A 22,792-nucleotide genomic window follows, 5' to 3' on the forward strand; every position below is an offset into this window, starting at 1 on the left:
AAGGCGGGGGCAACCCCGCCTTTTTTGTTTCAAGCGCCAGCGCGCGCCAACCCTCTTCCGCCCAAACGGAGCCCATCATGCTCGCCGAGATCCACCGGCACCTCGAAGCGCAGTCCCAGACGATCATCGACCTGCAACGCGCCCTGGTGGCCATCCCGGCCCTTGGCCCCATGAACGGCGGCCCCGGTGAAAAGGACAAAACCGAGTTCCTCAAGGGCTACCTGAGGGACATGGGCTTCGCGAAAGTTCGCGAGCTCCGCGCGCCGGACCCAGCGGTGCCCTGCGGCTATCGCCCGAGCCTGGCCGCCGTCGTGCCCGGCGAGAATACGTCCAAGACCCTCTGGGTCATCTCGCACACGGACATCGTGCCCCCCGGCGACCTCGCCCTCTGGCACTCCGACCCTTACACGCTCAAGGTCGACGGCGACATCATCATCGGTCGCGGCGTGGAGGACAACCACCAGGGCATCGTCTGCTCACTGCTGGTGTCCAAGGCCTTGCTCGACCTGGGCCTCACTCCGCCCATGAACTACGGAGTGCTCCTGGTTGCCGACGAAGAGACCGGCAGCAAGTACGGCCTCGACTATGTTGTCAAACAGCACGCCGACCTCTTCGGGCCGGATGACCTGTTCCTTGTGCCGGACTTTGGCGAGCCTACAAGCGAAATGATTGAAATCGCGGAAAAAAGCATGTTCTGGCTCAAAGTCGTGGTGGAGGGCAAGCAGTGCCACGCCTCCACGCCCGAGGTCGGCATCAACTCCCTGCTGGCCGCATCGGCGCTCATCGTGCAGATTCCAAAGCTGCACCAGATTTTCGACCGCACCGATCCCCTGTTCAATCCGCCCCACTCCACGTTCCAGGCCACCAAAAAGGAAGCCAACGTGGAGAACATCAACACAATTCCCGGACGCGACGTGTTCTATCTGGACTGCCGCGTCATGCCCGGCTACGACCTGAACGACGTGCTCAGCGCGATCAAAGGCTTTGGCGATCAGGTTGAGCGTGATCACGGCGTGAGCATCAGCTACGAATTCGTCCAGTGCGAACAGGCCGCCCCGCCCACCCCGGCGGACAGCGAGGTCGTGACCCGCCTCATGCGCAGCGTGAAGTCCGTCTTCGGCAACCAGCCGAAGGTCAAAGGCATCGGCGGCGGCACCGTGGCCGCTTACCTGCGCCGCGCCGGTCACAAGGCCGCGGTATGGGGCACGCTCATGCACAACGCCCACCAGCCAAACGAGCGCTCTTCCATCAAGAACAGCATCAAGGACGCCAAGGTCATGGCGGCCATGCTTTTCGACTAGCAAACCGCCGAGGCCTCAATGCAGCGCAGGCCAGATGCCCCACGTCGCTCCTTTCCGGAGCGTTTCGACCTCGTCATCGTTGGCGCTGGGCATGCTGGTTGCGAGGCCGCCATGGCCTCGGCCCGGCTTGGTCTCGAAACCCTGCTGCTGACGATCAACATTGACCGCATCGGCCATCTTTCGTGCAATCCGGCCATCGGCGGACTGGCCAAGGGCCACATGGTCCGCGAGATCGACGCTCTTGGCGGCAGCATGGGCCTCTGGGCAGATGCAGCGGGCATCCAGTTCCGCCAGTTGAACATGAGCAAGGGCCCAGCGGTACGCTCAAGCCGCGCCCAGATCGACCGCGCCGAGTACCTTCGCGTGGTCCAGCGCGACCTTTTCGCTCAACCCAACCTCTGGATTTGTCAAGACATGGCCGAAGCCGTGCTGGCCGAGAACGGTCATGCCTGCGGCGTGCGGACCCGGTTGGGCCAGGAATTTCGCTCCCGCGCCGTGCTGCTGACCACCGGCACCTTCCTTGCCGGCCTGATGCACATCGGCCTGACGCATTTCCCCGGCGGACGCCTCGGAGATCCGCCGTCCGAGGGCTTGTCGCCCTGCCTGCGTGAGCTCGGCTTCGAGTTGGGCCGCCTCAAGACAGGCACGCCGCCGCGCCTGCTCAAGTCGAGCATCGATTATTCCGTGATGGAGGAACAGCCCGGCGACGACCCGCCCAGGCCCTTCAGTTTCCTGAACCGGGACGTCCCTCTCCCGCAGGTTCCCTGCCACCTGACCTACACCAACGCCGCCACCCACGAAGCCATCCGTAGCGGGTTTTCCCGCTCGCCGCTGTATTCCGGCGTCATTCAGGGCACCGGGGCGCGCTACTGTCCGTCGGTGGAGGACAAGGTCGCCCGCTTCCCGGACAAGGATCGGCACCAGATCTTCATCGAGCCCGAGGGGCTGGACAGCCCGGAGGTTTACCCCAACGGCATCTCCACCAGCCTCCCCCTGGACATCCAGAAGCTTCTGTTGACCACTGTTCCGGGACTAGAGCAGGCTCAGATCGTTCGCCCCGGCTATGCCATCGAATACGACTTCGCACCGCCCACGCAGCTGCTGCCGACGCTCGAGGCCAAACCCCTGCCTGGCCTGTATCTGGCCGGACAGATCAACGGCACCTCAGGGTATGAGGAAGCGGCAGCCCAAGGGCTGTGGGCCGCCCTGAACGTCTTCTGCGCGCAACGCGGTCTGCCGCCCTTCATCCTGCGGCGCGATCAGGCCTACATGGCCGTGCTTGTGGACGACCTGGTAACCCGAGGCACCCTTGAGCCCTATCGCATGTTCACCTCCCGCGCCGAGCACCGCCTGCTTCTGCGTGAGGGCAACGCAGACGAACGCCTGACCCCCATCGGACACGACCTTGGCCTTGTGGACGACCGGAGACAGTCGTTGTTCGAAACGAAGCAGGCCAATCTCGCCAAGGTTCTCGACGCCTTCAACACCATCCACGTGCGGCCGGACGCACCCACTCGTGAGATATTGACCGCCATCGGCGCGAGCATTCCCGGTAAAAGCGTCACCCTTGCAGCGCTGCTGCGCCAACCGCAGGTCGACATCAAGGCCTTGGCGCCTTTCTGGCCGGAGTTGACGCAAGTGGACGGCGTGGTGCTGGAAGAGGCCGAAACGCGCATTCGCTACGCCAGCTACCTGGAACGCGAATACGAGCTCGTTGAACGTAGCCGGGGCCTCGAGGACACGGCGCTGCCTTCCGGGCTCGACTTCTCGGCCGTCTCCGGCCTCACGCGCGAGGCAGTCGAGAAGCTGGCACGCGTACAGCCCGCGACCCTGGGTCAAGCAGGTCGCATTTCCGGCATCACTCCGGCGGCAGTTACCTGCCTGGAAATCCACCTTCGCAAGCTCGGCCTGTTGCTTATGCCCAAGCAGGACTGAACCGACGGGGAACCTCTGCGCAGCCTTGACATTGCCCCTGCCCCGAAATATCTTTAGATTTTGCGTAGACAAACATAACGCGCACATTTCAGCCGCAACCCCCTCCGCAGGAGCAGACATTTTGGACGAAGGCTCACCCGGCAGTATACTCACAGCTTTCCGCAACCTTTTCCGCAAGTCAGACACCCCTCTGGAAGAATGCCTTCGGGAAGCCTTGGACGAAGGCGACATCCCCATAGAGGACATCCGCATACTGACCAACGTGCTGGAACTGGAAGACAAGTTCGCCAGCGAGGTCATGGTCCCCCGGCCAGACATGATCAGCATCGAAATGGACAGCCCGCTCACCGAGGCCGCGGAACTCATCGTCCAGCACGGCCATTCCCGCATTCCGGTCTACCGTGAGAATCGCGACCACATTGTCGGCGTGCTTCACGCGAAGGACATTGTCGGGCCGCTCCTGCTTCCAAAAGAAGAGCACCCCTCCCTCGCGAGCCTGATCCGGCCGACCTACTTCGTCCCCGAAACGGCCAACCTGAAGAACCTTCTGCACGACATGCAGACCAGGAAAAGCCATCTGGTCATCGTCACCGACGAATACGGCGGTACGGCGGGCATGTTGACCCTTGAAAACGTGCTTGAGGAGATCGTCGGCGAGATCGGCGATGAGCATGACGCCATGCGGCCCGAGGACGTGCAGGTGCTGCCCGACGGCAGCCAGCTCATCTCCGGGCGGCTTACCTTGGACGAAGTCAACGAACGCTTCGGCCTGGAACTTGATTCGGAACAGGTGGAGACAATCGGCGGGCTCATCTGCGAGATCGCGGGCAGCATCCCCCCCGTGGGCGAGTCTTTCACGCTCGGCACATGGCGTTTTCTTGTCCATGAGGCCGACCCCAAGCACATCGAGACCCTGCGCGTGGAGCGCGCCGAGTAGCGCCGGTGCAGCCCAGGCATTATTTTATCCTGGCCACGGCGGTCGGCACCTGGCTCGGCCACGCCAACCCGTTGGCGCAGCTCCCCCTGGCCGCCCTGCTCCTGCCTGCCGGACTCATGGTTCTTGGTCACAATGCCGAGTTAAGACGCGACGCCTTTCGCCAGTCCTGGATCGCCGGTTCTTTGGCCGCACTGGGCTGCCTGTACTGGGTGTACTGGCCCGTGGAGCACTTCGGCGGGGTGAACTGGATTCTGGCCCTGCCGGTTCCAGTGCTCTTAAGCCTGGCCATGGGGGCCTACTATGGTGTTTTCGGCCTTCTCGCGCACATGGCTTTGCGACGCCTGCCGGAACTCACGGCCCTTGTCTTTCTTGGCGTGTCCTGGACGCTCATGGAGATGTGCATCGCCACCCTGCTCTCCGGCTTCCCCTGGCTGACCCTGAGCGCAGCTTTCGTGCCCTGGACCGTCGTGGCGCTTCCGGCTGCGTACATCGGGGCCTACGGCCTGTCCGGCGTGTTGGCGTTCATCGCCTGCGGGGCCGTGCTTGGACGTGCCTCGCGCCTTTGCGCCGTGGCAAGCGCCCTTGGCGCCATCCTTGTGCTCGGCCTGGGCTTCGCGCATCTGCGCGCCTATTCCGAGGACACCGCGCCAAAAACGGTCGCCATCGTCCAGGGCAACATCGACCAGAGCGTCAAATGGGATGCCTCGTACCAGGCGTCCACCGTCGCACGCTACGTGGATCTGTCCCGCAAGGTGCAGATCACGGCCAATCCTTCCCTCATCGTCTGGCCAGAGACGTCCATGCCCTTCTACTTTCAGGACGACACCCCGCTGCGCAAACCGGTGCTCGACTTCCTGGCCAGCACCAATGCGACCCTGCTCCTTGGAGCCCCGGCGTACAGCCTGGGCGCTGGCAGCTACACCCTGTTCAACCGGGCCTTTCTGATAGACGGCAGCGGAAAGAGGCCCACCTGGTACGACAAGGAACACCTGGTGCCCTTTGGCGAGTACATGCCCCTGCCGAGTTGGCTGCCGCTGGAAAAACTCGTGCATGGCGTGGGCGATTTCGCTCCCGGCCAGGACCAGAAACCGCTGCGCGCAGGCGACCTTGCGATGGGGATGCTCGTCTGCTATGAAGCAATCTTTCCGGGGCTGGCGCAGGAACGTGTGTCCCAGGGCGCGAACCTCATCGTCATCATCAGCAACGACGCATGGTTCGGAGCCACGTCAGCTCCCATGCAGCACCTGAATCTGACCGCGCTTCGGGCAATTGAGCAGGGCCGCTGGATCGTGCGCAGCACCAACACCGGCATATCGGCCTTCATCGATCCGCTGGGGCGCATCCACCGCGCCGGACCGCAATTCGAACCGCTTGCAGCGGCCTGGCAGGTGCATCCGAGGTCGCAAGCGACTGTGTACCATCGAATGTACGGCCAGCTGCTGGTCCTTGCGGGTCTGCTCGCCGCAGTATTCGCGGTGCTGCTCTACCTGGGCGGCAAGAGCCGTCTCGACAAGAATTCCAAGAACTAACCAAAGAGACCTGAACGACAATGCTTCAATTCGCTGATCTCAAAACCCAGGGCGTGGCCCTGCTGGAACAATTCGAAACCCTCTGGGGGCGCCTTTGACTATGACGAGTCAAGCGAGCGCCTGCGCGAAATAGAGAGCGTCCTTTCCAAGCCTGGCGCCTGGGACAAGCCCGAACTATTGACCCCTGTCCTGCGCGAGAAAAGCGTCCTTGAGCTGCGCCTTGGCACCTACGACACCCTTGCCCAGGCCAAGACCGACGTGGATGACCTGCTTGTACTCGCCCAGGAAGATCAAGCCCAGGAAGCTCTGGAGGCCCTGGAGGAGTATCTGGCCGTTTTCCAGGCGCGTCTAGACGAGACAGAGCTGTCCATCCTGCTTTCTGGCCCGGACGACAGCAGCGCCGCCATTCTGGAAATTCACCCCGGTGCTGGCGGCGTTGACGCCCAGGACTGGGCCGAGATGCTCCTGCGCATGTATCTGCGCTGGGCTGAGTATCGCAGTTTCCAGGTGGAGGAGCTTGACCGGCTCTATGGTGACGAGGCGGGCATCAAGAGCGTCACTCTGCAGATTACCGGCCCCTATGCCTTCGGCCTGCTCAAGGGCGAGTCGGGCATCCACCGCCTTATCCGCATCTCCCCGTTCGACGCCTCCGGCCGCAGGCACACCGCCTTTGCCTCGGTGGACGTGTACCCGGACATCGACACCAACATCGAAATCGACGTCAAGGAAGAGGACCTGCGCATTGATGTGTTCCGCGCCAGCGGCCCCGGCGGCCAGCACGTGAACCGAACCAACTCCGCCGTGCGCATCACCCACCTGCCCACGAACATAGTCGTGCAGTGCCAGAACGAGAAGTCGCAGCTCAAGAACAAGCTGCACGCCATGAAGGTCTTGAAGGCGCGCCTGTACGAGCGCGAGATCAAGGAGCTGGAGGCAGGCAAGAAGGCCGACTACGCCAGCAAGGAGGCCATCGCCTTTGGCAGCCAGATCCGCACCTACACCCTGCAGCCTTACCGGCTGGTGAAGGACCATCGCACCGGGCACGAGGACAGTGGCGTGGACGCTGTGCTGGACGGTCGCCTGGACGATTTCCTGCGCGCAACCCTGCTCTTCAGCCATGCCGAAAAGAAATCCGCCTAAACCGGACATCTCGCCGCTGCTGGAGGAAATCCGCAGCATAGAGACGAGCGCCCAGGAGGAGCCAATGCACGACGCCGAGTCCCTGTGTGTGCTTCGCGTGGTCCCAGGGCTCGACGGGCCGGCCTGGGCTTCCCTGAGCGCGAGCCACGGCCTTGAGCACTGGTGCGCCGTGCCCCTCGGCCAGTCCGCCCCTCAGGCCGACATTCTGGCCCAGGCCATCGGTCAGATTGCTGCTGCCCCATCGGAGCCTCTCCTTCATGACGTCCTGCGCACGGAAATCGAGCGTTCCCGCGCCTGTAACGTGCCCCTGGCCCTGGCCCTCATCCAGCCTGATGGCCCGCGCAGCGCAGTGAAACGGTTGGGCGCTTTGCTGGACCTGGTCCTTGGCCTGAAGCGCTGCTTCGACCACGCCTCAATGCTGGGTGGCGATCAATTGGCGATCGTCTTTTCCGGAGCGTCCCTGACCGAAGCTGAACGCTTTGTTGGCGCCATTCTCCGTCGAATTCGCGCAAACGGCGTGGACAAGTCCGCACCGGCGGCCGAGGGCCTGCTCTGCTCGGCTGGCTTGGCCGGGTACGGCGGTTGCGTGGAGCTCACACCGGACGAACTCATCAACAGCGCGGGTTTGGCCTTGCAGGATGCCCGCAACCTGGGCGGCAACCGCCTGGAAGTGGCGGCCCCTGTTGACGTCTGCCTGGCCTCGCGTGACACGCTGGTGCACGCCAACGAAAAACATTTCCTCTTTACCGGCAAGAAAGCGGGGGACAAATGACCGACACCAACCCTGAGATCACCGCAGGGGCGACTCCGGACGAGCAAAGCGCCACTGCCGCGGTGAACCCCGGCAGCACGGTGAGCCTGTGCATAATGAGCGGCAAAGGCGGCGTGGGAAAAACCAACCTCTCGCTGAACCTGGGCCTGGTGCTGCGTGACATGGGCCACAAGCTCTTGCTCATGGACTGCGACCTTGGCCTGGCCAATCTTGACGTTCTGCTCGGCCTGACGCCGGAGAAGAACATGCAGGATTTACTTTCCGGCGATGTGCGGCCTGAAGATGTGCTGCTGCATGTGGAGGAGGGCCTTGACATTCTGCCGGCAGCCAGCGGCGTCCCGGAGCTGGTGGAAATGGATCAGAACCAGCGCGACGAACTGTTCGAGACGCTCACGGACATGATCAAGGGCTACGAATTCCTGCTGCTCGACCTGGGTGCGGGCATCAGCGGCACGGTGCTGGCCCTGGCACGCATGGCACAGATGCGTGTGGTGCTGGTGACGCCGGAGCCGACCTCGCTCACCGACGGCTATGCCATCATCAAGGTTCTCAACGCCAAGTACGGAGTGCGCGACTTCTGCGTGGTGGTGAACCAGGCAACCGCAAAGGAAGCCAGCGAAACTTTTCAACGTTTGAACATGGCATGCAAAACTTTTCTTGGTTTCGACCTCGTCAACCTGGGCCATGTTCGCCTTGACCGCACTCTCACACAGGCCGTCATCGACCAGACGCCGCTGGCGAGGTTCGCCCCGGAATGCCCAGCCATCAAGGACATTCGAGTCATCGCGCAACGCGTCTCCAGCTATCGCAAGCAGAACATGGAAACCATCTCCGGCCGAAAAGCCCTCAAGGAATTTCTTCCCACTGCAACCTCACGAAACCCTTGACGGAATGCCTGGATTTTAGGCATATGGACAGTATAAGTGATGAAGTCCATGCCCTCGGCGGGGTGCCCACCCCACCAAACAGGCCAACAAACGGAGCGGACATGAACAAGAGCGAGCTCATAAAGGCGCTGGCCGAAGAGAAGAAACTGCACATCGACGATGCCACCAAGATTGTTGGAGCATTCTTCGACTCCATCAAGGACGCGCTTGTCGCAGGCGACAGGGTTGAAGTGCGTGGTTTCGGCAGCTTCAAGGTCAAAGACTACAATGGGTACACCGGCCGCAATCCCAAGACTGGAACAGTTGTTCAGGTCCAGCCCAAACGCCTGCCCTTCTTCCGTCCAGGCAAAGAGCTCAAGGAATTCATCAACGACTAGTATGTTGCGCATCCTCACGCTTCTGCTTTTTGCAGTACTGGCCTTTGCGACGGATGTACACGCTGGTGCGGCAAAGCTCACCTTGCTCTTCAGCGGTAACACGGAAGCAGAAGCTCGTCCCTGCCCGTCCTGAGGCGGGAAGACCGTAGGCGGACTGGCCCGGCGGGCCACGTTGCAGAATGCGCTTCGACAGAGCGCGCCCAAAGAGGCACCGGTGCTTGTTCTCGCCGGTGCCTATGAATTCGCCCAGTTCCAGGCGCAAAAGCCCCCAACGCGCAAGCGGCTTGAGTTCATGGTCAAGGCCTTCGATCTCCTGCGCAATGACCTGGTCTATGTCACGCCCTATGAACGCGGGATACTCACCCAGGCAGGTGTTCAGCCAAGCAAACTCTGGCGTGGCTCCAATCGCCTTGAACAGCACATGCTTGGCAAGGACTCGGCGCACAGAGTCGGCGTGCTTCTTCTCCCACCCCTTCCCGATGGCGCGAAAACCCTCCCACTGGCACTTGTCCAGCAGATTGAGGGCGCGGTACGCACGCTCAGGGCCAAGGCACGCCTCATCGTGGCCATGAGCCCTTGGGGCTACTCGCTGGAGCAGGAACTGCTCAAGTCGGATGGCCCCTTGCCCGACGTGCTGCTCGGTTCCGGTGTCGGCATAGGCCTTGTTGGCAACATCTCGCCAAAGGGAAAAACTCTCTGGATACGCGCCTTCACCCAGGGCAAGTCCATGAGTCGCATCGACATTCTTGCCTGGCCCGACCACGCCGACGCCAATTTCAAATGGACGGAAGAGCAAAATGTTCGTATGACCCTACTCGGGTTGACTGATCATTACATGGAAGATTCGCATATGCTCTCGCTCATGCAGAACATGGGCACGGACTAGCCTGACCGCAGAGAGTCGGTCAGAGGAGGAAGGATGCAGTTGCGCGGCGCGTTTACCGCACTGGTGACGCCGTTCAAGAACGGCGCCGTGGACGAGGAGGCCTACAGGGCTTTCATCGAATGGCAGATCGAACAGGGAATCAACGGCGTTGTGCCCTGCGGCACCACCGGCGAGGCCGCTACCCTCTCTCATGCGGAACAGGGGCAGGTCATCCGTATCTGTGTCGATCAGGTAAAGGGGCGCGTCCCGGTCATAGCCGGAGCTGGCTCCAACAACACCCTGGAAGCCATCGAGTTGACCAGCATGGCCAAAAAGGCCGGGGCTGACGCAGCACTCATCATCACCCCCTACTACAACAAACCCACGCCTGACGGCTTGGTGGCGCACTTCAAGGCCATCGCCGCCGAGGCCTCCATGCCGTTCATACTGTACAACGTGCCTGGCCGCACTGGACAGAACGTCCTGCCCAAGACCATAGCGCGCATCGTCAAAGAAGTGCCAGAGGTCATCGGCTGCAAAGAAGCCACGGGTGACATCAAGCAGGGGTCGGAGCTGTGCGAGATCATGGGCAAGGAGTTCGTGGTCCTGTCCGGTGACGACTTCACCGTGCTGCCCTTGCTCTCCGTAGGCGGATGCGGAACCATCTCGGTCACCTCCAACGTCATGCCCGCCAAGATGTCCGGCATGATTGACGCCTACTTCAAGCGCGACATCGTTCGCGCCCAGGCGCTGCATATGGAGATGAACCCGGTGAACAGGGCCATGTTCCTTGAGACGAACCCCATCCCGGTCAAGACGGCACTGTCGCTCATGGGCAAGATGGGCGTCGAGTTCCGGTTGCCTCTTGTTCCCATTGAGCCAGCCAACCTGGCCAAGCTCACCGAAGTCCTCAAGACCAGCGGGCTTCTGTAAAGCTCTCTACCGAAGATTCACAAGGAACGCCCTGGCAGCAGTTGTTGCCAGGGCGTTCTGCTTTGCGATGCGCCACAAAAAAGGCGGGCTCCCGAAGGAACCCGCCTGTGGAGTCAGATCAGCTTGTCGTTGCTTGGACTAAGCGAAAGCCTTTTCCATGGGGGGCACGACCTGCTTCTTGCGGCTCATGCAGCCGTCAACCCACATGGAGTTGAGCGCGCCGCCGACCTTGCCGCCGAAGGCCTTCTCGACCAGGGAGGCGTCCTGGGAGACCACGAGGATCTCGGAGCCTTCCTTCATGATGTCGGTGAGGAGCAGCATGACGGTGTGACGGCCGTCGGCCTGCAGCTTCTTGCACTCTTCAACCAGAGCGGGCTTGATCTTGTCGAGCAGGCCGAGGTCAAGAACCTCAACCTGGCCGATGCCGACCTTCTTGCCACCCATGTTGAAGTCCTTGTAGTCGCGGTTCATCAGGTCGACGGCGGGGATGCCCTCAACGGAACCCTTGATCTTCAGCATGTCCATGCCCAGGGACTTGTAGTCGGCCACGCCGGCGATCTTGGCCAGAGCCTCGACGGCCTTCTTGTCGGCGTCGGTGCAGGTGGGGGACTTGAACAGAACGGTGTCGTTCAGGATGGCGAGCATGATGGCGCCGGCGATGTTCTTGGGGATCTCGATGCCGTAGAACTCGTACATGGCCTTGATCACGGTGCCGGTGCAGCCCACGGGCCAAACCCACATCTCGAGGGGGTTGGAGGTGGTCACGTCGCCCAGCTTGTGGTGGTCAACGACGACAACGACCTTGCCCTTGTCAAGGTTGTCCAGGGCCTGGGACAGTTCGGTGGTGTCGACCAGGGCGACGTCCTTGCCGGTGGCGTCGGTCTCGATGGCGGGAGCGGCCAGACCAAAAGTCTTCAACACGAACTCGGTGTCCGGGGTGCAGGGGCCCTGGGCCACGGCCACAGCTTCCATGCCGCGCTTGCTCAGCAGATCGGCAACGGCGATGGCGGCGGTGATGGTATCGCAATCCGGATTTTTGTGACCAGCAACGATAATAGCCATGAAAGTCCTCCTAAAAATTATTGTTATTGCCTAGGATTGTCCTTTCCGTTTGGACGATTGTTCCATTTATCACAAAGATCGCGGCTTGCCAAGCTAGAAGATGCCCGCAAGGCGGAAAAAACCGAGGACAACTGCGCCAACGCCAACGGAAAGATACAGACTGCGCAGACGTAGTGACAGAAGCCCGCCAAGGCTCGCCGCGATGAGGAAATGGCTCCACTTCAGGTCGAGGTCGAAGAAAAAGCCGGAATACTGGTTGAGCACGAAACGCAGAAGCACAGCCAGCACCCCCGCCCCGACAACAAAGAAGAGCCAGGACAGAAGCAGTTTGCCAAACAGCGTCCGCGCGATAAGCTTGGCGGGAATGTCGTCACCGGAAGGTCTGCGCACCCAATGCAGGATGGAGCTGTATGAGCGGTTCAAGCGGTCGCGAAGGTTCCGGTCTAGCTTCGCCCCAAGCCATGCCATGGGAAGTCCGAAGATGAGCGCGAGGAACACAAGCGGCGGCGCATCCAGCCCAAAGTACGTCGCCAGGGCAAGTCCGGTAAAGGCGGCTGCTGTCATGTGCGGCGGAATGAAGGTTCCCACCGGAATGAAGTCGAGCCAGAGCAGCTCGTAGAAGATGGCGATGTAGAGGCAGGAGGTCAGATTCCCAAACACAAGCCCCCAACAGAGGCCGATGACCAGCGGTCGTTCAAGGAGTCCCAGGCTTATCGAGAAGCGGCACAGGGCGAACAGGGCAAAAAAAAACCGACTGCGGCAAACCACGCTGGTCCGGTCAAGGGAAGATCGATCATCATGAGAACCTCACGTGCACGGGGTCGTTTGGAACGCAGCGGAAATCCAGCTCCACACCGTTACCCAAAAGGTAGCGCAGGCAGGCCTCGTCGTCTGGGCCGAGGGAAACGCTCGGCGAGAGCTGTCGTTTCCCGTTGGCGTAATGCAGGTTGCCCACGTTCAGGGTGTCGAGCTGAAGCCCCTTCTCGACTGCACGCCGCACATCAAGGCATGAGGAAAAGAGCAGCAGCGTCGCATCACGAGAAGCCCCGGTCATGCGCGGGTCTCGCACCAGCTGGTCGATGCTCAGGAAGGCACTGTCGACGGCTCTCGGGATGGCCAAGGCCATTATCTCCTGCTGAAGCTCGTCCTGGGCCAGATCGTCATTGCCGACGATGATGCAGCGCGCGCCGATATGGGGAACCCACGCCTCCACCACCTGACCGTGGATTAGTCTGTTGTCCACACGCACCCAAAACATTGCTCAACTCCCGGCAGGCTTCTTACGCAACATCTCGCCAGGCACCTTGATGCCGTCCTGCCCGGCCGCTTTCGCCTGGGAAGCGAGTTCCGGCAACTTCATCTGGCGACCTTGCAAAACCTTGAGCAGCATGGGCAGGTTCACGCCGGACACGACCTCAAGATTTCCCCCCTTGAGCAGGGACAGGCTCAAGGTGGTGGGCGTGCCGCCAAAAAGATCGGTGAGGACCATGACTCCCATGCCGCTGTCCAGATTGGCGACCCCGGCCTTCAACGCCACGACGATCTCGTCCACACCCTTGGACACAAGGACGCTGACGGAGTCAACGCCAAGCTGCGGCCCGAGAATCATCTGTGCGGCTTCAAGCAAGGCGGCCCCAAAGGAGCCGTGTGTCACCACAAGCACGCCAACCTGCTTGGGGGGGGATTGGACTTCAGTATTCTCGGTCATTTCCTCGCCTGCCGTGCACGGTTCATCACCGCGGCTGGTTCTGGCATTTTTCCCGTTCAGCCGAGATCAAAATGCCGATGCTCAACGGTTACGGAATACCCGCTGTCGCGCAGGGTGGCAAGCAGATGCTCGGCCATGGCCACGGAACGGTGCCTTCCCCCTGTGCAGCCCACGGCGAGCGCGATTCTATAGCGGCCTTCAGCGGCGTAGAGCGGGAGGAGGTAGAGCAGAAACGCCTGAAGCTTCTGCCGGAAAGTCGCACCCGGCTCGCTCTTGTAGACGTAGTCGGACACGGCCTGATCTTTGCCGGACAAAGCCCGCAGCTCCGGCACGAAGTATGGGTTTGGCAAAAAGCGCAGATCAAAGACAAGGTCTGCCTCCGCCGGAACCCCGTACTTGAAGCCGAAGGAAAGCACATGCACCCGCATGCCGTGACCGGATGTTTCCGTACTGGCAAAGCGCTCTTGTATCATGCGGCGCAAATCGTGAATGGAATACTCGCTGGTGTCGATGACAAGCTCAGCGTCCTTGCGAAGAGGGGAAAGCATGGCCCGCTCACGGGTCAGTGCCTGTTCAAGGCCAAGGCTCGCGCTCTCGAGGGGATGCGGTCGACGCGTGGTGGCGTAGCGCCGCATCAGGGTGGAGTCCTTGGCCTCCACAAAGAGCACGCGCACGAATATGCCGCGAGCCGACAGTTCTTGGAGCGCATCGTTCCATTGATCCAGGAAGTCATGCTGCCGGAGGTCCATGCCCAGGGCCAACCCACGGTGCTTGGAGTCCTTTCCGAGAAACAGCGTGACGAGTTTGGGCAGCATGGCCGCCGGCAAGCCGTCCACGCAGAAGTAGCCCAGGTCTTCAAAGACGTTCAGCGCAGTGCTTTTCCCAGAGCCGGAGAGGCCAGTCACCACGACCACGGAAATAGAATCAGTCGTGCCCATGGCCTCACCCGGACCCTAGTATGCCTGCAGCAACGCGAAAAGCGCGTCGCGATCTTTGGCGTCAAAGAAATCCTTGCGGAAGTGGTCGTCTTTCAGAAGACGCGAGATGTGCGCAAGAATGCGCAGGTGAATGCCGGTCATTTGTTCCGGTGCGAGGACAAGGAAGAATATTGTGCAAGGCTTGAAGTCGAGCGACTCGAAATTCACACCTGTCTTGCTTCTTCCAACGCACAATATGATGCGGTCAAGGGAGGCGAGCTTGCCGTGAGGAATGGCGACGCCTTCGCCGATGCCGGTGGTGCCCAACCCCTCGCGGTCCAGAAGAACCGCGAGGGCAAGGCCAGCATCCACGCCCGCGTGATGCGCGGCCAAGGCCTCGGTGAGCTCGCGCAATACCTCGGCCTTGCCCGTGGACGCCAAGTCAGGGAGCACCAGCTCCTTGTCGATGTATTCGCCCAGCCGCATTACTAGTTTCCAGGGTCGATGAGACCGAAGTCACCGGTCTTGGTGCGATACAGGACGTTTACCCGACCGGAGTCGGCATCGCGGAACACCATGAACTCATGCTTCAAGGCTTCAAGCTGCATGGCCGCCTCGTCAACGCTCATGGGCTTGGGCTCAAACATGTCGGATTCCTTGATGATGGGCGAACGTTCAGCCTTGTCCTGAGAGAAGCTGATGACGTCCATGCGGGCGCTGCGCGGTGTGCCGCCATGGCGGCGCTCCTTGTGGCGCTCGCGCATGCGCTTGAGCTGGACTTCAAGCTTGTCCAGCACCAGATCGATGGTGGAATACATGTCCTCGGACTCTTCGTAGGCCGAGATGTGCAGGTCGTCCGCGTTCAGGATGACTTCAGCCTGGTGCCGGAACTTCTCGACAGACAGGTTGATCTGCAGGTCGGTTTCAATGGTGTCGCCGATGAACTTGCCCATCTTCTCGAAACGGGAAGCGGCATATTCCTTCAAGTGGTCGGAAGGATCGAAGTTCTTGAAGGCGTAGGATATGTTCATTCGCAACCTCCTGGGATGTGGCGGGCGACGCCGGTTTAGAAAATCTGCTTGCGCTTGGAGGAGGACTCAATGTTCATGGCCGTGCGATACTTGGCCACAGTGCGTCGTGCGATGTTCACCTCCAGCTTCTGCTTAAGGATCTCGCCAATCTGCTCATCGCTCAAAGGACGCTTGGGATTCTCGTCGCCAATGAGCTGCTTGATGAGCGCCTTGACCGACTCGGAGCCAACCTGTGTGCCATCGTCCAAATCAAGCGCACTGTTGAAGAAGAACTTGAGTTCGTAGATGCCATGCGGCGTCGCCACATACTTGCTTGTGGTAATGCGGCTTACCGTGGACTCATGCATGCTGATGTCCTCAGCCACCTCCTTGAGGATCAGCGGCCTTAAGCGGGTCACGCCTTCTTCAAAGAACTCGCGCTGGAAACGGACGATGCTCTCCATAACCTTATACAGGGTCCGCTGGCGCTGGTACAGACTCTTCATGAGCCATTCGGCGCTGCGGATCTTGTCTTGAAAATAGTCCTTCTCCGTCGATGTCTTGGCCTTGACGTCCTCGACATAATAGGAATTCAGCTGCAAGCGCGGCATGCCGTCCTCGTTCAGCATAATGACGAAGTCTTCGCCATTCTTAAAAACGAAAACGTCCGGGCTGACGTACTGCGGTTCGCCGCTGAAAAAATTCGCACCCGGCATGGGCTCCAGGGTCTGCAGCAGATCCAGGTATTCCTTCAGCCCGTCCATGCTGATCTTGAACTTCTTGGTCAGCGGCTTGTAGCGATGCTTTTCAAGGTCTTCCAGGTGATCGCGCACGAGGGATACGAGGATCGGATCGGTGAGGCCAAGGACTTCCATCTGCACCAGCAGGCATTCCTGCACGGTACGCGCGCCAACGCCGACAGGATCCAGTCGCATGATGCGCTGAATGACGGACTCGATAGCCTCGGGGCTGACGCCATTGAGGAGAGTCTGCAACTCCTCGACAGAGGCCTGCAGATAGCCGCGTGAATCCAAGTTGCCGATGATGACATCGCCTATGTCGAGCTCTTCCTCGCTGAAACGGGAGAGGCGCATCTGCCATAACAGGTGGCCTTCAAGGGTGGGACGGCTGGTCAGCCTGGCCTCAAGCGAAAGCCCCTCTTCCGGCACTTCCAGTTCTCGGCCCATGGCCTGCTTGGTGACGCTGGAAAACTCGCCGAGGTAGTTTTCCCAGTCGGCAGTGCGCATGCTCTCTTCGTTGGCCTGGCTCTCGGCAGTGTTGTGAGCGCCCTCGTAGTCATCGAGACTATCAGTGCTGGGGGCCGTGTCCGCGACGTCCGCGTCAAGCTCCTCAAGAAAGGGATTCTCCATCAACTCCTGCTGGATCGACTCCACAAGCTCCAGCCGCGAGAGCTGCAGGAGCTTGATGGCCTGCTGCAGCTGGGGCGTCATGACCAGTTGCTGCGACAGCTTGAGTTGTTGGCGAAGCTCCAAACCCATACGAGAAACCATTGCCTCCAAAAACGTTGCGTCAAATGTTCGATAAATCCGAATCGGGTGTGCTCACCCGTGCATCTTCACTGTGCCACAGGCCCAGATCATCCGCAAGTCAAAAAGGGTAACCCCTCAATGATACGTACTATTTCCATAATTTATTTCTCTCATGAAAAAAGTGTACCAACCTTCACGAACTGTGTAAATCCACAATTCGAGAAGGAAGACTTGAAGATGATGCTTTCTGAAACAGATATGTCTTTGAATACGGTAGGTTGTGGCTATATCAGAGGCTGAAGGACTCACCCAGATAGAGCTTGCGGGCCTTGCTGCTTTGCACGATCTCCGTCGGGCTGCCTTCAAGGATGACCATGCCTTCGTAAACAAGATAGGCACGATCACAGATGTTCAGGGTCTCGCGAACGTTATGGTCGGAGATGAGGATGCCGATGCCCATGTTTTTGAGCACGGCTATGATCTCCTGGATATCGATGACAGCGATGGGATCGATGCCGGCAAAAGGCTCGTCGAGCAGGATGAACTTGGGGTTGAGGATAAGCGCGCGGGCGATCTCAAGGCGTCTGCGTTCTCCACCGGAGAGAAACATTGCAGGCTGCTGCGCCAGCTTGGTGATGTTGAACATCTCCAGGAGTTCTTGCGCGCGTGCTTCGCACTGGGCGCGGCTCATGCCCGTGTTCTCAAGAATAATGTCCAGATTCTTGCGTACGGACAGCTTCTTGAAGATGGAGCTTTCCTGGGGCAGGTAGGACAGCCCGAGGCGTGCGCGTTCATGCAGAGGCAGCTCGGTGACATCGACGCCATCGAGCACGACGTTGCCCGTGGTCGGGTTGACCACGCCCACAAGCATGTAGAATGTCGTCGTTTTGCCCGCGCCGTTTGGTCCAAGCAGACCGACCACTTCCTTGTCGCGCAGGGTTACGTTGATGTGCCTCACGACCTCGCGGTCGCCATAGCGCTTTGACAGATTGGTGGCGACGAGTTCGGCCATCTCCTACTTTCCCTCTCCCTTGGGCGTAAAGAAAATCGCCTCCACCCTGCGCTGCGAGCCGCTCAGGACCTCGCTTCGATTTTCACGGATGTAGAACTTGATGCTTTCGCCGCGGATGGTGTTCTGGCCTTCGCGCAAGATGGGGTTGCCGTCCATGCGGATGACGGCCTCCTGGACTTCGTAGGTGAGCTTCGCGCAGGCGCCCTCATTCTTGTTGGCGACAAGGCGCACGTTGCCCTCGGCCACGATGCGTTCAATGCTGTCGCCGAAGTCCCCTGCTCCCTTGTCCTGACCCTTGGCGTCCTTGGACTTCTTCTTATCGGCGAAATAGGCGGTGATGCGCTCGGCCCAGATGGCCATGTCGGTGTGGGTGCCGTGCACGTTGCCCAGGAACATGACGGAATTCTCAGCCTGATTGTAGACCATCTTGTCCGAAGTGATGCGCACTGGCGCCTGCTTTGACAGCGAAGGCTGATTTCCCAACAGCGCCGGGCTGCTCTTGACCGCGCCCTTCACCTCGGGCGCAGGTGTCGAGGTGGCCTGGGCAGCCTGTTGCGCTGGCTTGTTCGGCTCGGCGGCCTTGCCAGAAGTCGATTGCGTCGCAGATGCGGATCCGGCTGCGGCTGGCGGCGGCGCCTTGACCATGCCCTGGGGCACGAAGCCAACGGCAGTCCCTTCATTGGTGCCTGGATCGTTCAGCCGGAACACGGCCAGAAACCCGTCACGCGGAAAACCTGTCTGCACGCGTTCGCCGGGAGCAAGCACAGCCACTACCGCGGACTTGAGCGAGCGCTCCTTGTGGACTTCAGTGCGGGCCTCAACAAGGCGGATCTGGGCGGGTTCCGCATGGGTCAAAGCTCTGGAAGCAACGGCAGGCTGTGCGCTCACGGTCTTGGCGGCAACGGCCTTGGAGTCGGCTGGCTTTGCCTCGGCGGCAGCGGCATCTGCGGGCTTGAGCAGACGGACATCAGCGAACCCGAGGGCCTTGGTTTCATCGCGTTGCGTCTCACCAAGCTCAAAAATTGTGCCCCAGCCAGAGGGACGCACGAAATCGACGCGCACCTTTTCGCCGGGCTTCAGAGTGCGAACAATTGGCGAATTGGGGTCTCGCTGCTGGCGAACGTTGACCGGTGTCTCAACAATCCGCACCTCGCCCCAGCCCTCGGCCAGGGCCATAACGGCGGAGAGGACGACCAGGGCCAACGCCTGAACCAGGCAGAGGGCAAGCCGGAGCGTGCTGCGCTCAGTGCTCAATTCTTCTTCTCCTTCTTCAATGAGTCCAGGGCAGCCGGAAGGAGTTCCGCGGTGACGCCCCCTGCTGCGGTGAGCTCACGCGTGTCCAGGTTTATCTCGACAGTGGTGGCGTTGACGGAGAAGTCCGGTCTGCTCACTGAAACCTGGCCTTTGAGATAAATTTTCTTCATGGCCCCGATGTAGTCTAACACATCCGAGGTCAGTACAAATTCGCCGAATCTGCCGGTGATATTGTCGCGCAAGGTCATGGTGTTGCCCTGCTGGTTCACCTCGCCCGTGTCGGACTTGATGAAGACCTCCTGGCGATCCGCGCCAACGTAGGCCGTCAGCTGCGGCCCAAGGACCTGCACGATGCGCTGGTCCATGCGGTACTGGGCGGATTTCGCTCGAACGCGCCAAAGCACTTTGCCATCCGCGCCCTGGACGAGCTCAAGATCCTCGGCCATGACATCAGGTTCGGGAGCCTTGGCGACGGGCTTGTCCGGGGCGGCGTTACGCCCGTTGCGCTGCTCGTTGACGACCAGGCCGATGGCCAGGCCGAACACGAAGATCAGCACCACATACACCAAGGACTTGCGCATTCATCAGCTCCACTTCTCCCAGGCTGCGTCAAATTGACCGCGACAGCGCAGGAGGAACATGATGGCCTCTCGGACCGCTCCCTGACCGCCTTGCAACCGGGACACCCATTTCGCCAGCCGCAGGATCTCCGGCTGAGCGTTGGCTACGGCCATGGGCAGGCCGACCGCCTGCATCACGCCCGCATCCACCCAGTCATCGCCCAGGTAGGCGACCTGGCCATGTTCGCAGCCGATGCGGCTGCAAATCCCCTCCATCAAGGGCACCTTGTCCACATGGCCTGCATGGTACTCTTCGATGCCCAGCTCGCGCACGCGCTTCTCAACGGCCCCATGTTTCAGGCCAGTGATGACGGCTATGCCAAGCCCAAGGGATTGTGCAATCTTTATTCCAAGTCCGTCCTGAACGTGGAAGCGCTTGGAGACGTTGCCTTCGTGGTCATAGATGAGGCCGCCATCGGTAAGCACCCCGTCAACGTCAAGAATCAAGAGTTTGACGTCGCGGGCCAGCGCTTCGACAGCGGGGTCGAGCTTGGAGTCAACCGGCACTGGGTACGCTCCATAGGGCCAAAAGCCGCGTGAGCAGGACCTCGACCTTGGACAGGGCGATGGAATTGGGGCCGTCGCACAGGGCGTTATCCGGATCCGGGTGGACCTCGAGGAACACGCCGCTTGCACCTGCCGCCACGGCTGCGGAAGCCAGGGCCGGCACGAACTCGCGCTGGCCGCCGGACATGCCGCCCTGCCCGCCCGGCAACTGCACCGAATGGGTGGCGTCAAAGACCACCGGCGCGCCAAGCCCGCGCATGATTGAAAGGGAGCGCATGTCGACCACAAGGTTGTTGTAGCCGAAACAAGAGCCGCGCTCCGTGAGCCAGAAGCGTCCATTGCCAGCGCTGCGTAGCTTGTCGGCGGCGTTCTTCATGTCCCAGGGGGCAAGGAACTGCCCTTTTTTCACGTTGACGATCTTCCCTGTCTCGGCCGCCGCGACAAGCAGGTCGGTCTGCCGACAGAGAAAAGCCGGAATCTGTAGCACATCGGCCACCTCGGCCACGCGCTCGGCCTGCTCCGGCAGGTGTATGTCCGTGACCACAGGCAGGCCTGTGGCCTCCCGCACCTCGGCCAGCCAGGCGAGTCCCATGTCCAGGCCGGGACCGCGGAAGCTTGTGGCGGCGGTGCGGTTGGCCTTGTCGTAGGAGCTCTTGAACACCAGCGTCAGCTCCAGGCGCTGGGCGATGGCCGAAAGCTCCCTGGCGACATCAAGCGCCATCTGCCTGCTCTCCAGCACGCACGGACCAGCCAGGACGAAAGGTCCCGTCAGGCTTTTGGCGTAGAGCGCTGCGGAATCGTTCGACATGCTACTTGCCCTTGGCCTGGAGCGCCGCAGCACGGATGAACTCGCGGAACAGCGGGTGCGGCTTCATGGGACCCGACTTGAATTCCGGGTGGAACTGGCAGCCCAGGAACCACGGATGTCCCGGCAGTTCCACCATCTCCACAAGCTCCTCATCGGGCGAGGTGCCGGAAAGCACCAGCCCGGCCTTTTGCAGGGCATCGGCATACTTGTTGTTGAACTCGTAGCGGTGGCGGTGGCGTTCCTCGATCCTCGTCTCCTCATAGGCTTCCATGGCCTTGGTGTCCTTGACGATCTTGCAGGGGTAGGAGCCCAGGCGCATGGTGCCACCCTTGTTCGAGCCCTCATCGCGCTTTTCCACCTTCTTGGTGCGGAAGTCGTACCACTCGGTCATGAGGTAGATGACCGGATCCGGAGTGAACTCGTCGAACTCCTGCGAGTTGGCCTTGTCCAGGCCCAGGACGTTGCGCGCGTATTCGATGACAGCGCACTGCATGCCGAGGCAGATGCCGAAGAAGGGAACCTTGTTCTCACGGGCGTACTTGATGGACAGGATCTTGCCCTCGATGCCGCGCGAGCCGAAGCCGCCGGGCACAAGGATGCCGTCCAGGCTTTTGAGCCGCTTCTCGACGTTCTTGGCCGTGATCTCCTCGGAGTTCACGTACTCGAGCTGCACGGAAACCTCGTTGAACACGCCGCCGTGGACAAGGGCCTCATGCAGGCTCTTGTAAGCCTCTTTCAGGTCCACGTACTTGCCCACGATGCCGATCTTGCAGGTGCCCTTGGGGTTGTTGATGCGGCGGTTCAGCTCTTTCCACGAGTCAAGCTCTGCGTTCTTGGCCGGAAGCTTCAGCAGGATGGCGATCTTCTGGTCCACGCCCTCACGGTAGAACTCCATGGGCACTTCGTAGATGCTCTTCACGTCCACGGCGGAGAATACGGCGTCGCGGTCCACGTCGCAGAACAACGCGATCTTGGCGCGCAGGTCGGCGGGCAGGTGCACCTCGGAGCGGCACAAAATGATGTCGGGCTGGATGCCGATGGCCCGCAGTTCCTTGACGCTGTGCTGGGTGGGCTTGGTCTTGAGCTCCCCGGCGGCGCGCATGTAGGGGACGAGGGTTAGATGGATGTAGAGGACGTTCTCCTTGCCGAGATCGTTCTTGAGCTGGCGGATGGCCTCCAGGAACGGCAGGCCCTCGATGTCGCCCACGGTGCCGCCGATCTCGATCAGGGCCACGTCCTCGTCGCCCTTGGCCACGCCAAGCACGCTGCGCTTGATCTCGTCGGTGATGTGCGGGATGACCTGCACGGTGCCGCCCAGGTAGTCGCCGCGGCGCTCCTTGTTGATGACGGTCTCGTAGATGCGACCGGAGGTGTAGTTGTTGCTCTGGCTCATGTGGATGCCCAGATAGCGTTCGTAATGCCCCAGGTCGAGGTCGGTCTCGGCGCCGTCCTCGGTGACATAGACCTCGCCGTGCTGGAAGGGGTTCATGGTCCCCGGGTCCACGTTGATGTAAGGGTCGAGCTTCTGAATGGTCACCTTGAGGCCGCGCGTCTGCAGCAGCGCGCCTATGGACGCCGCGGCCAGGCCTTTGCCCAGGGAAGACAGCACTCCGCCGGTGATGAAAATAAACTTCGTCTTCATGCAAACACCTCTTCTGCCTGCTTCAGGTTGAGTTGTCTTGCCTTTGATGTCGTGGACCGTGTTGACGCCGCACGCGGGGGCACGTA

General features: G+C 60.9%; 24 protein-coding genes. 10 read left to right on the top strand and 14 right to left on the bottom strand.

The window, feature by feature from the left end:
• Positions 1 to 77 precede the first annotated feature (77 nt).
• The 10 genes from RDU24_RS03865 to dapA all read left to right on the top strand — a co-directional run bounded on the left by RDU24_RS03865 (position 78) and on the right by dapA (position 10,676).
• Positions 78 to 1,301 (top strand): M20 family metallo-hydrolase, encoded by a 1,224-nt coding sequence (locus RDU24_RS03865; protein WP_308734417.1) that lies wholly within the window; start codon positions 78 to 80, stop codon positions 1,299 to 1,301.
• 18 nt (positions 1,302 to 1,319) lie between these two features.
• Complete coding sequence (mnmG, locus tag RDU24_RS03870) at positions 1,320 to 3,236, top strand: tRNA uridine-5-carboxymethylaminomethyl(34) synthesis enzyme MnmG (protein WP_308734418.1); 1,917 nt, start codon at positions 1,320 to 1,322, stop codon at positions 3,234 to 3,236.
• A 214-nt stretch (positions 3,237 to 3,450) separates the two neighbouring features.
• The gene (locus RDU24_RS03875) at positions 3,451 to 4,173 is read left to right on the top strand and encodes a hemolysin family protein (RefSeq protein WP_308734419.1); all 723 of its coding nucleotides are present in this window, start codon (positions 3,451 to 3,453) and stop codon (positions 4,171 to 4,173) included.
• Between the two features lie 5 nt (positions 4,174 to 4,178).
• Positions 4,179 to 5,702 (top strand): apolipoprotein N-acyltransferase, encoded by a 1,524-nt coding sequence (lnt, locus tag RDU24_RS03880; RefSeq protein WP_308734420.1) that lies wholly within the window; start codon positions 4,179 to 4,181, stop codon positions 5,700 to 5,702.
• 20 nt (positions 5,703 to 5,722) lie between these two features.
• Positions 5,723 to 6,842, top strand: a protein-coding gene (prfB, locus tag RDU24_RS03885; RefSeq protein WP_308734421.1) for a peptide chain release factor 2 whose coding sequence is annotated in 2 segments (ribosomal slippage) — positions 5,723 to 5,797 and positions 5,799 to 6,842 — 1,119 coding nt in all. Because the reading frame shifts where the segments join, the coding sequence is not laid out codon by codon here.
• A gap of 64 nt (positions 6,843 to 6,906) precedes the next feature.
• Positions 6,907 to 7,614: a GGDEF domain-containing protein gene (locus RDU24_RS03890; RefSeq protein WP_308734422.1), complete on the top strand. Its 708-nt coding sequence runs from the start codon at positions 6,907 to 6,909 to the stop codon at positions 7,612 to 7,614.
• Positions 7,611 to 8,501 (top strand): MinD/ParA family protein, encoded by an 891-nt coding sequence (locus RDU24_RS03895; protein ID WP_308734423.1) that lies wholly within the window; start codon positions 7,611 to 7,613, stop codon positions 8,499 to 8,501. The genes RDU24_RS03890 and RDU24_RS03895 overlap by 4 nt, the downstream gene beginning before the upstream one ends.
• A 101-nt stretch (positions 8,502 to 8,602) precedes the next feature.
• Entirely contained in the window at positions 8,603 to 8,878 is a 276-nt protein-coding gene (locus RDU24_RS03900) for an HU family DNA-binding protein (RefSeq protein ID WP_308734424.1), read from the top strand.
• A 1-nt stretch (position 8,879) separates the two neighbouring features.
• Complete coding sequence (locus tag RDU24_RS03905; protein WP_420705257.1) at positions 8,880 to 9,764, top strand: UshA-like (seleno)protein family 2; 885 nt, start codon at positions 8,880 to 8,882, stop codon at positions 9,762 to 9,764.
• Between the two features lie 33 nt (positions 9,765 to 9,797).
• On the top strand, positions 9,798 to 10,676 hold the full coding sequence (gene dapA, locus RDU24_RS03910; protein ID WP_308734426.1) for a 4-hydroxy-tetrahydrodipicolinate synthase: 879 nt from the start codon (positions 9,798 to 9,800) through the stop codon (positions 10,674 to 10,676).
• 138 nt (positions 10,677 to 10,814) lie between these two features.
• On the opposite strand, the gene RDU24_RS03915 is transcribed toward dapA, so the two are convergent.
• The 14 genes from RDU24_RS03915 to RDU24_RS03980 all read right to left on the bottom strand — a co-directional run bounded on the left by RDU24_RS03915 (position 10,815) and on the right by RDU24_RS03980 (position 22,706).
• Positions 10,815 to 11,738: a manganese-dependent inorganic pyrophosphatase gene (locus tag RDU24_RS03915; protein ID WP_308734427.1), complete on the bottom strand. Its 924-nt coding sequence runs from the start codon at positions 11,736 to 11,738 to the stop codon at positions 10,815 to 10,817.
• 93 nt (positions 11,739 to 11,831) lie between these two features.
• Positions 11,832 to 12,506, bottom strand: a complete 675-nt coding sequence (locus tag RDU24_RS03920; protein ID WP_308734428.1) for a PTS sugar transporter subunit IIC — start codon at positions 12,504 to 12,506, stop codon at positions 11,832 to 11,834.
• A 28-nt stretch (positions 12,507 to 12,534) separates the two neighbouring features.
• Positions 12,535 to 12,996: a PTS sugar transporter subunit IIB gene (locus RDU24_RS03925; protein ID WP_308734429.1), complete on the bottom strand. Its 462-nt coding sequence runs from the start codon at positions 12,994 to 12,996 to the stop codon at positions 12,535 to 12,537.
• 3 nt (positions 12,997 to 12,999) lie between these two features.
• Complete coding sequence (locus RDU24_RS03930) at positions 13,000 to 13,446, bottom strand: PTS sugar transporter subunit IIA (RefSeq protein WP_308734430.1); 447 nt, start codon at positions 13,444 to 13,446, stop codon at positions 13,000 to 13,002.
• 56 nt (positions 13,447 to 13,502) lie between these two features.
• The gene (gene rapZ / locus RDU24_RS03935; protein ID WP_308734431.1) at positions 13,503 to 14,384 is read right to left on the bottom strand and encodes an RNase adapter RapZ; all 882 of its coding nucleotides are present in this window, start codon (positions 14,382 to 14,384) and stop codon (positions 13,503 to 13,505) included.
• 15 nt (positions 14,385 to 14,399) lie between these two features.
• Positions 14,400 to 14,849, bottom strand: a complete 450-nt coding sequence (locus tag RDU24_RS03940; protein ID WP_308734432.1) for a PTS sugar transporter subunit IIA — start codon at positions 14,847 to 14,849, stop codon at positions 14,400 to 14,402.
• A 2-nt stretch (positions 14,850 to 14,851) separates the two neighbouring features.
• Positions 14,852 to 15,394 (bottom strand): ribosome hibernation-promoting factor, HPF/YfiA family, encoded by a 543-nt coding sequence (hpf, locus tag RDU24_RS03945; RefSeq protein ID WP_308734433.1) that lies wholly within the window; start codon positions 15,392 to 15,394, stop codon positions 14,852 to 14,854.
• 35 nt (positions 15,395 to 15,429) lie between these two features.
• Positions 15,430 to 16,872: an RNA polymerase factor sigma-54 gene (gene rpoN, locus RDU24_RS03950; RefSeq protein ID WP_308734434.1), complete on the bottom strand. Its 1,443-nt coding sequence runs from the start codon at positions 16,870 to 16,872 to the stop codon at positions 15,430 to 15,432.
• Positions 16,873 to 17,152: 280 nt separating this feature from the next.
• Complete coding sequence (gene lptB, locus RDU24_RS03955) at positions 17,153 to 17,875, bottom strand: LPS export ABC transporter ATP-binding protein (RefSeq protein WP_308734435.1); 723 nt, start codon at positions 17,873 to 17,875, stop codon at positions 17,153 to 17,155.
• Between the two features lie 3 nt (positions 17,876 to 17,878).
• Entirely contained in the window at positions 17,879 to 19,129 is a 1,251-nt protein-coding gene (locus tag RDU24_RS03960) for an LptA/OstA family protein (protein WP_308734436.1), read from the bottom strand.
• Positions 19,126 to 19,710 carry an LPS export ABC transporter periplasmic protein LptC gene (gene lptC / locus RDU24_RS03965; protein ID WP_308734437.1) on the bottom strand — a complete coding sequence of 195 codons (585 nt, stop codon included), beginning with the start codon at positions 19,708 to 19,710 and terminating at the stop codon, positions 19,126 to 19,128. Before lptC ends, RDU24_RS03960 begins: the two co-directional genes overlap by 4 nt.
• A gap of 3 nt (positions 19,711 to 19,713) precedes the next feature.
• Positions 19,714 to 20,256: a KdsC family phosphatase gene (locus RDU24_RS03970; RefSeq protein WP_308734438.1), complete on the bottom strand. Its 543-nt coding sequence runs from the start codon at positions 20,254 to 20,256 to the stop codon at positions 19,714 to 19,716.
• Complete coding sequence (gene kdsA / locus RDU24_RS03975) at positions 20,246 to 21,064, bottom strand: 3-deoxy-8-phosphooctulonate synthase (protein ID WP_308734439.1); 819 nt, start codon at positions 21,062 to 21,064, stop codon at positions 20,246 to 20,248. The genes RDU24_RS03970 and kdsA overlap by 11 nt, the downstream gene beginning before the upstream one ends.
• A 1-nt stretch (position 21,065) precedes the next feature.
• Positions 21,066 to 22,706: a CTP synthase gene (locus tag RDU24_RS03980; RefSeq protein ID WP_308734440.1), complete on the bottom strand. Its 1,641-nt coding sequence runs from the start codon at positions 22,704 to 22,706 to the stop codon at positions 21,066 to 21,068.
• Between the last annotated feature and the right edge of the window lie 86 nt (positions 22,707 to 22,792).

The sequence above is a fragment of the Humidesulfovibrio sp. genome, from assembly GCF_031082295.1.
Classification (GTDB): domain Bacteria; phylum Desulfobacterota; class Desulfovibrionia; order Desulfovibrionales; family Desulfovibrionaceae; genus Humidesulfovibrio.

Coding starts and splice junctions, on each gene's coding strand:
- RDU24_RS03865 (WP_308734417.1), top strand. CDS start 78: ATGCTCGCCGAGATCCACCGGCACCTCGAAGCGCAGTCCCAGACGATC.
- mnmG (WP_308734418.1), top strand. CDS start 1,320: ATGCAGCGCAGGCCAGATGCCCCACGTCGCTCCTTTCCGGAGCGTTTC.
- RDU24_RS03890 (WP_308734422.1), top strand. CDS start 6,907: ATGCACGACGCCGAGTCCCTGTGTGTGCTTCGCGTGGTCCCAGGGCTC.
- RDU24_RS03895 (WP_308734423.1), top strand. CDS start 7,611: ATGACCGACACCAACCCTGAGATCACCGCAGGGGCGACTCCGGACGAG.
- RDU24_RS03900 (WP_308734424.1), top strand. CDS start 8,603: ATGAACAAGAGCGAGCTCATAAAGGCGCTGGCCGAAGAGAAGAAACTG.
- dapA (WP_308734426.1), top strand. CDS start 9,798: ATGCAGTTGCGCGGCGCGTTTACCGCACTGGTGACGCCGTTCAAGAAC.
- RDU24_RS03915 (WP_308734427.1), bottom strand. CDS start 11,738: ATGGCTATTATCGTTGCTGGTCACAAAAATCCGGATTGCGATACCATC.
- RDU24_RS03925 (WP_308734429.1), bottom strand. CDS start 12,996: ATGTTTTGGGTGCGTGTGGACAACAGACTAATCCACGGTCAGGTGGTG.
- RDU24_RS03930 (WP_308734430.1), bottom strand. CDS start 13,446: ATGACCGAGAATACTGAAGTCCAATCCCCCCCCAAGCAGGTTGGCGTG.
- rapZ (WP_308734431.1), bottom strand. CDS start 14,384: ATGGGCACGACTGATTCTATTTCCGTGGTCGTGGTGACTGGCCTCTCC.
- RDU24_RS03940 (WP_308734432.1), bottom strand. CDS start 14,849: ATGCGGCTGGGCGAATACATCGACAAGGAGCTGGTGCTCCCTGACTTG.
- hpf (WP_308734433.1), bottom strand. CDS start 15,394: ATGAACATATCCTACGCCTTCAAGAACTTCGATCCTTCCGACCACTTG.
- rpoN (WP_308734434.1), bottom strand. CDS start 16,872: ATGGGTTTGGAGCTTCGCCAACAACTCAAGCTGTCGCAGCAACTGGTC.
- lptB (WP_308734435.1), bottom strand. CDS start 17,875: ATGGCCGAACTCGTCGCCACCAATCTGTCAAAGCGCTATGGCGACCGC.
- lptC (WP_308734437.1), bottom strand. CDS start 19,710: ATGCGCAAGTCCTTGGTGTATGTGGTGCTGATCTTCGTGTTCGGCCTG.
- kdsA (WP_308734439.1), bottom strand. CDS start 21,064: ATGTCGAACGATTCCGCAGCGCTCTACGCCAAAAGCCTGACGGGACCT.
- RDU24_RS03980 (WP_308734440.1), bottom strand. CDS start 22,706: ATGAAGACGAAGTTTATTTTCATCACCGGCGGAGTGCTGTCTTCCCTG.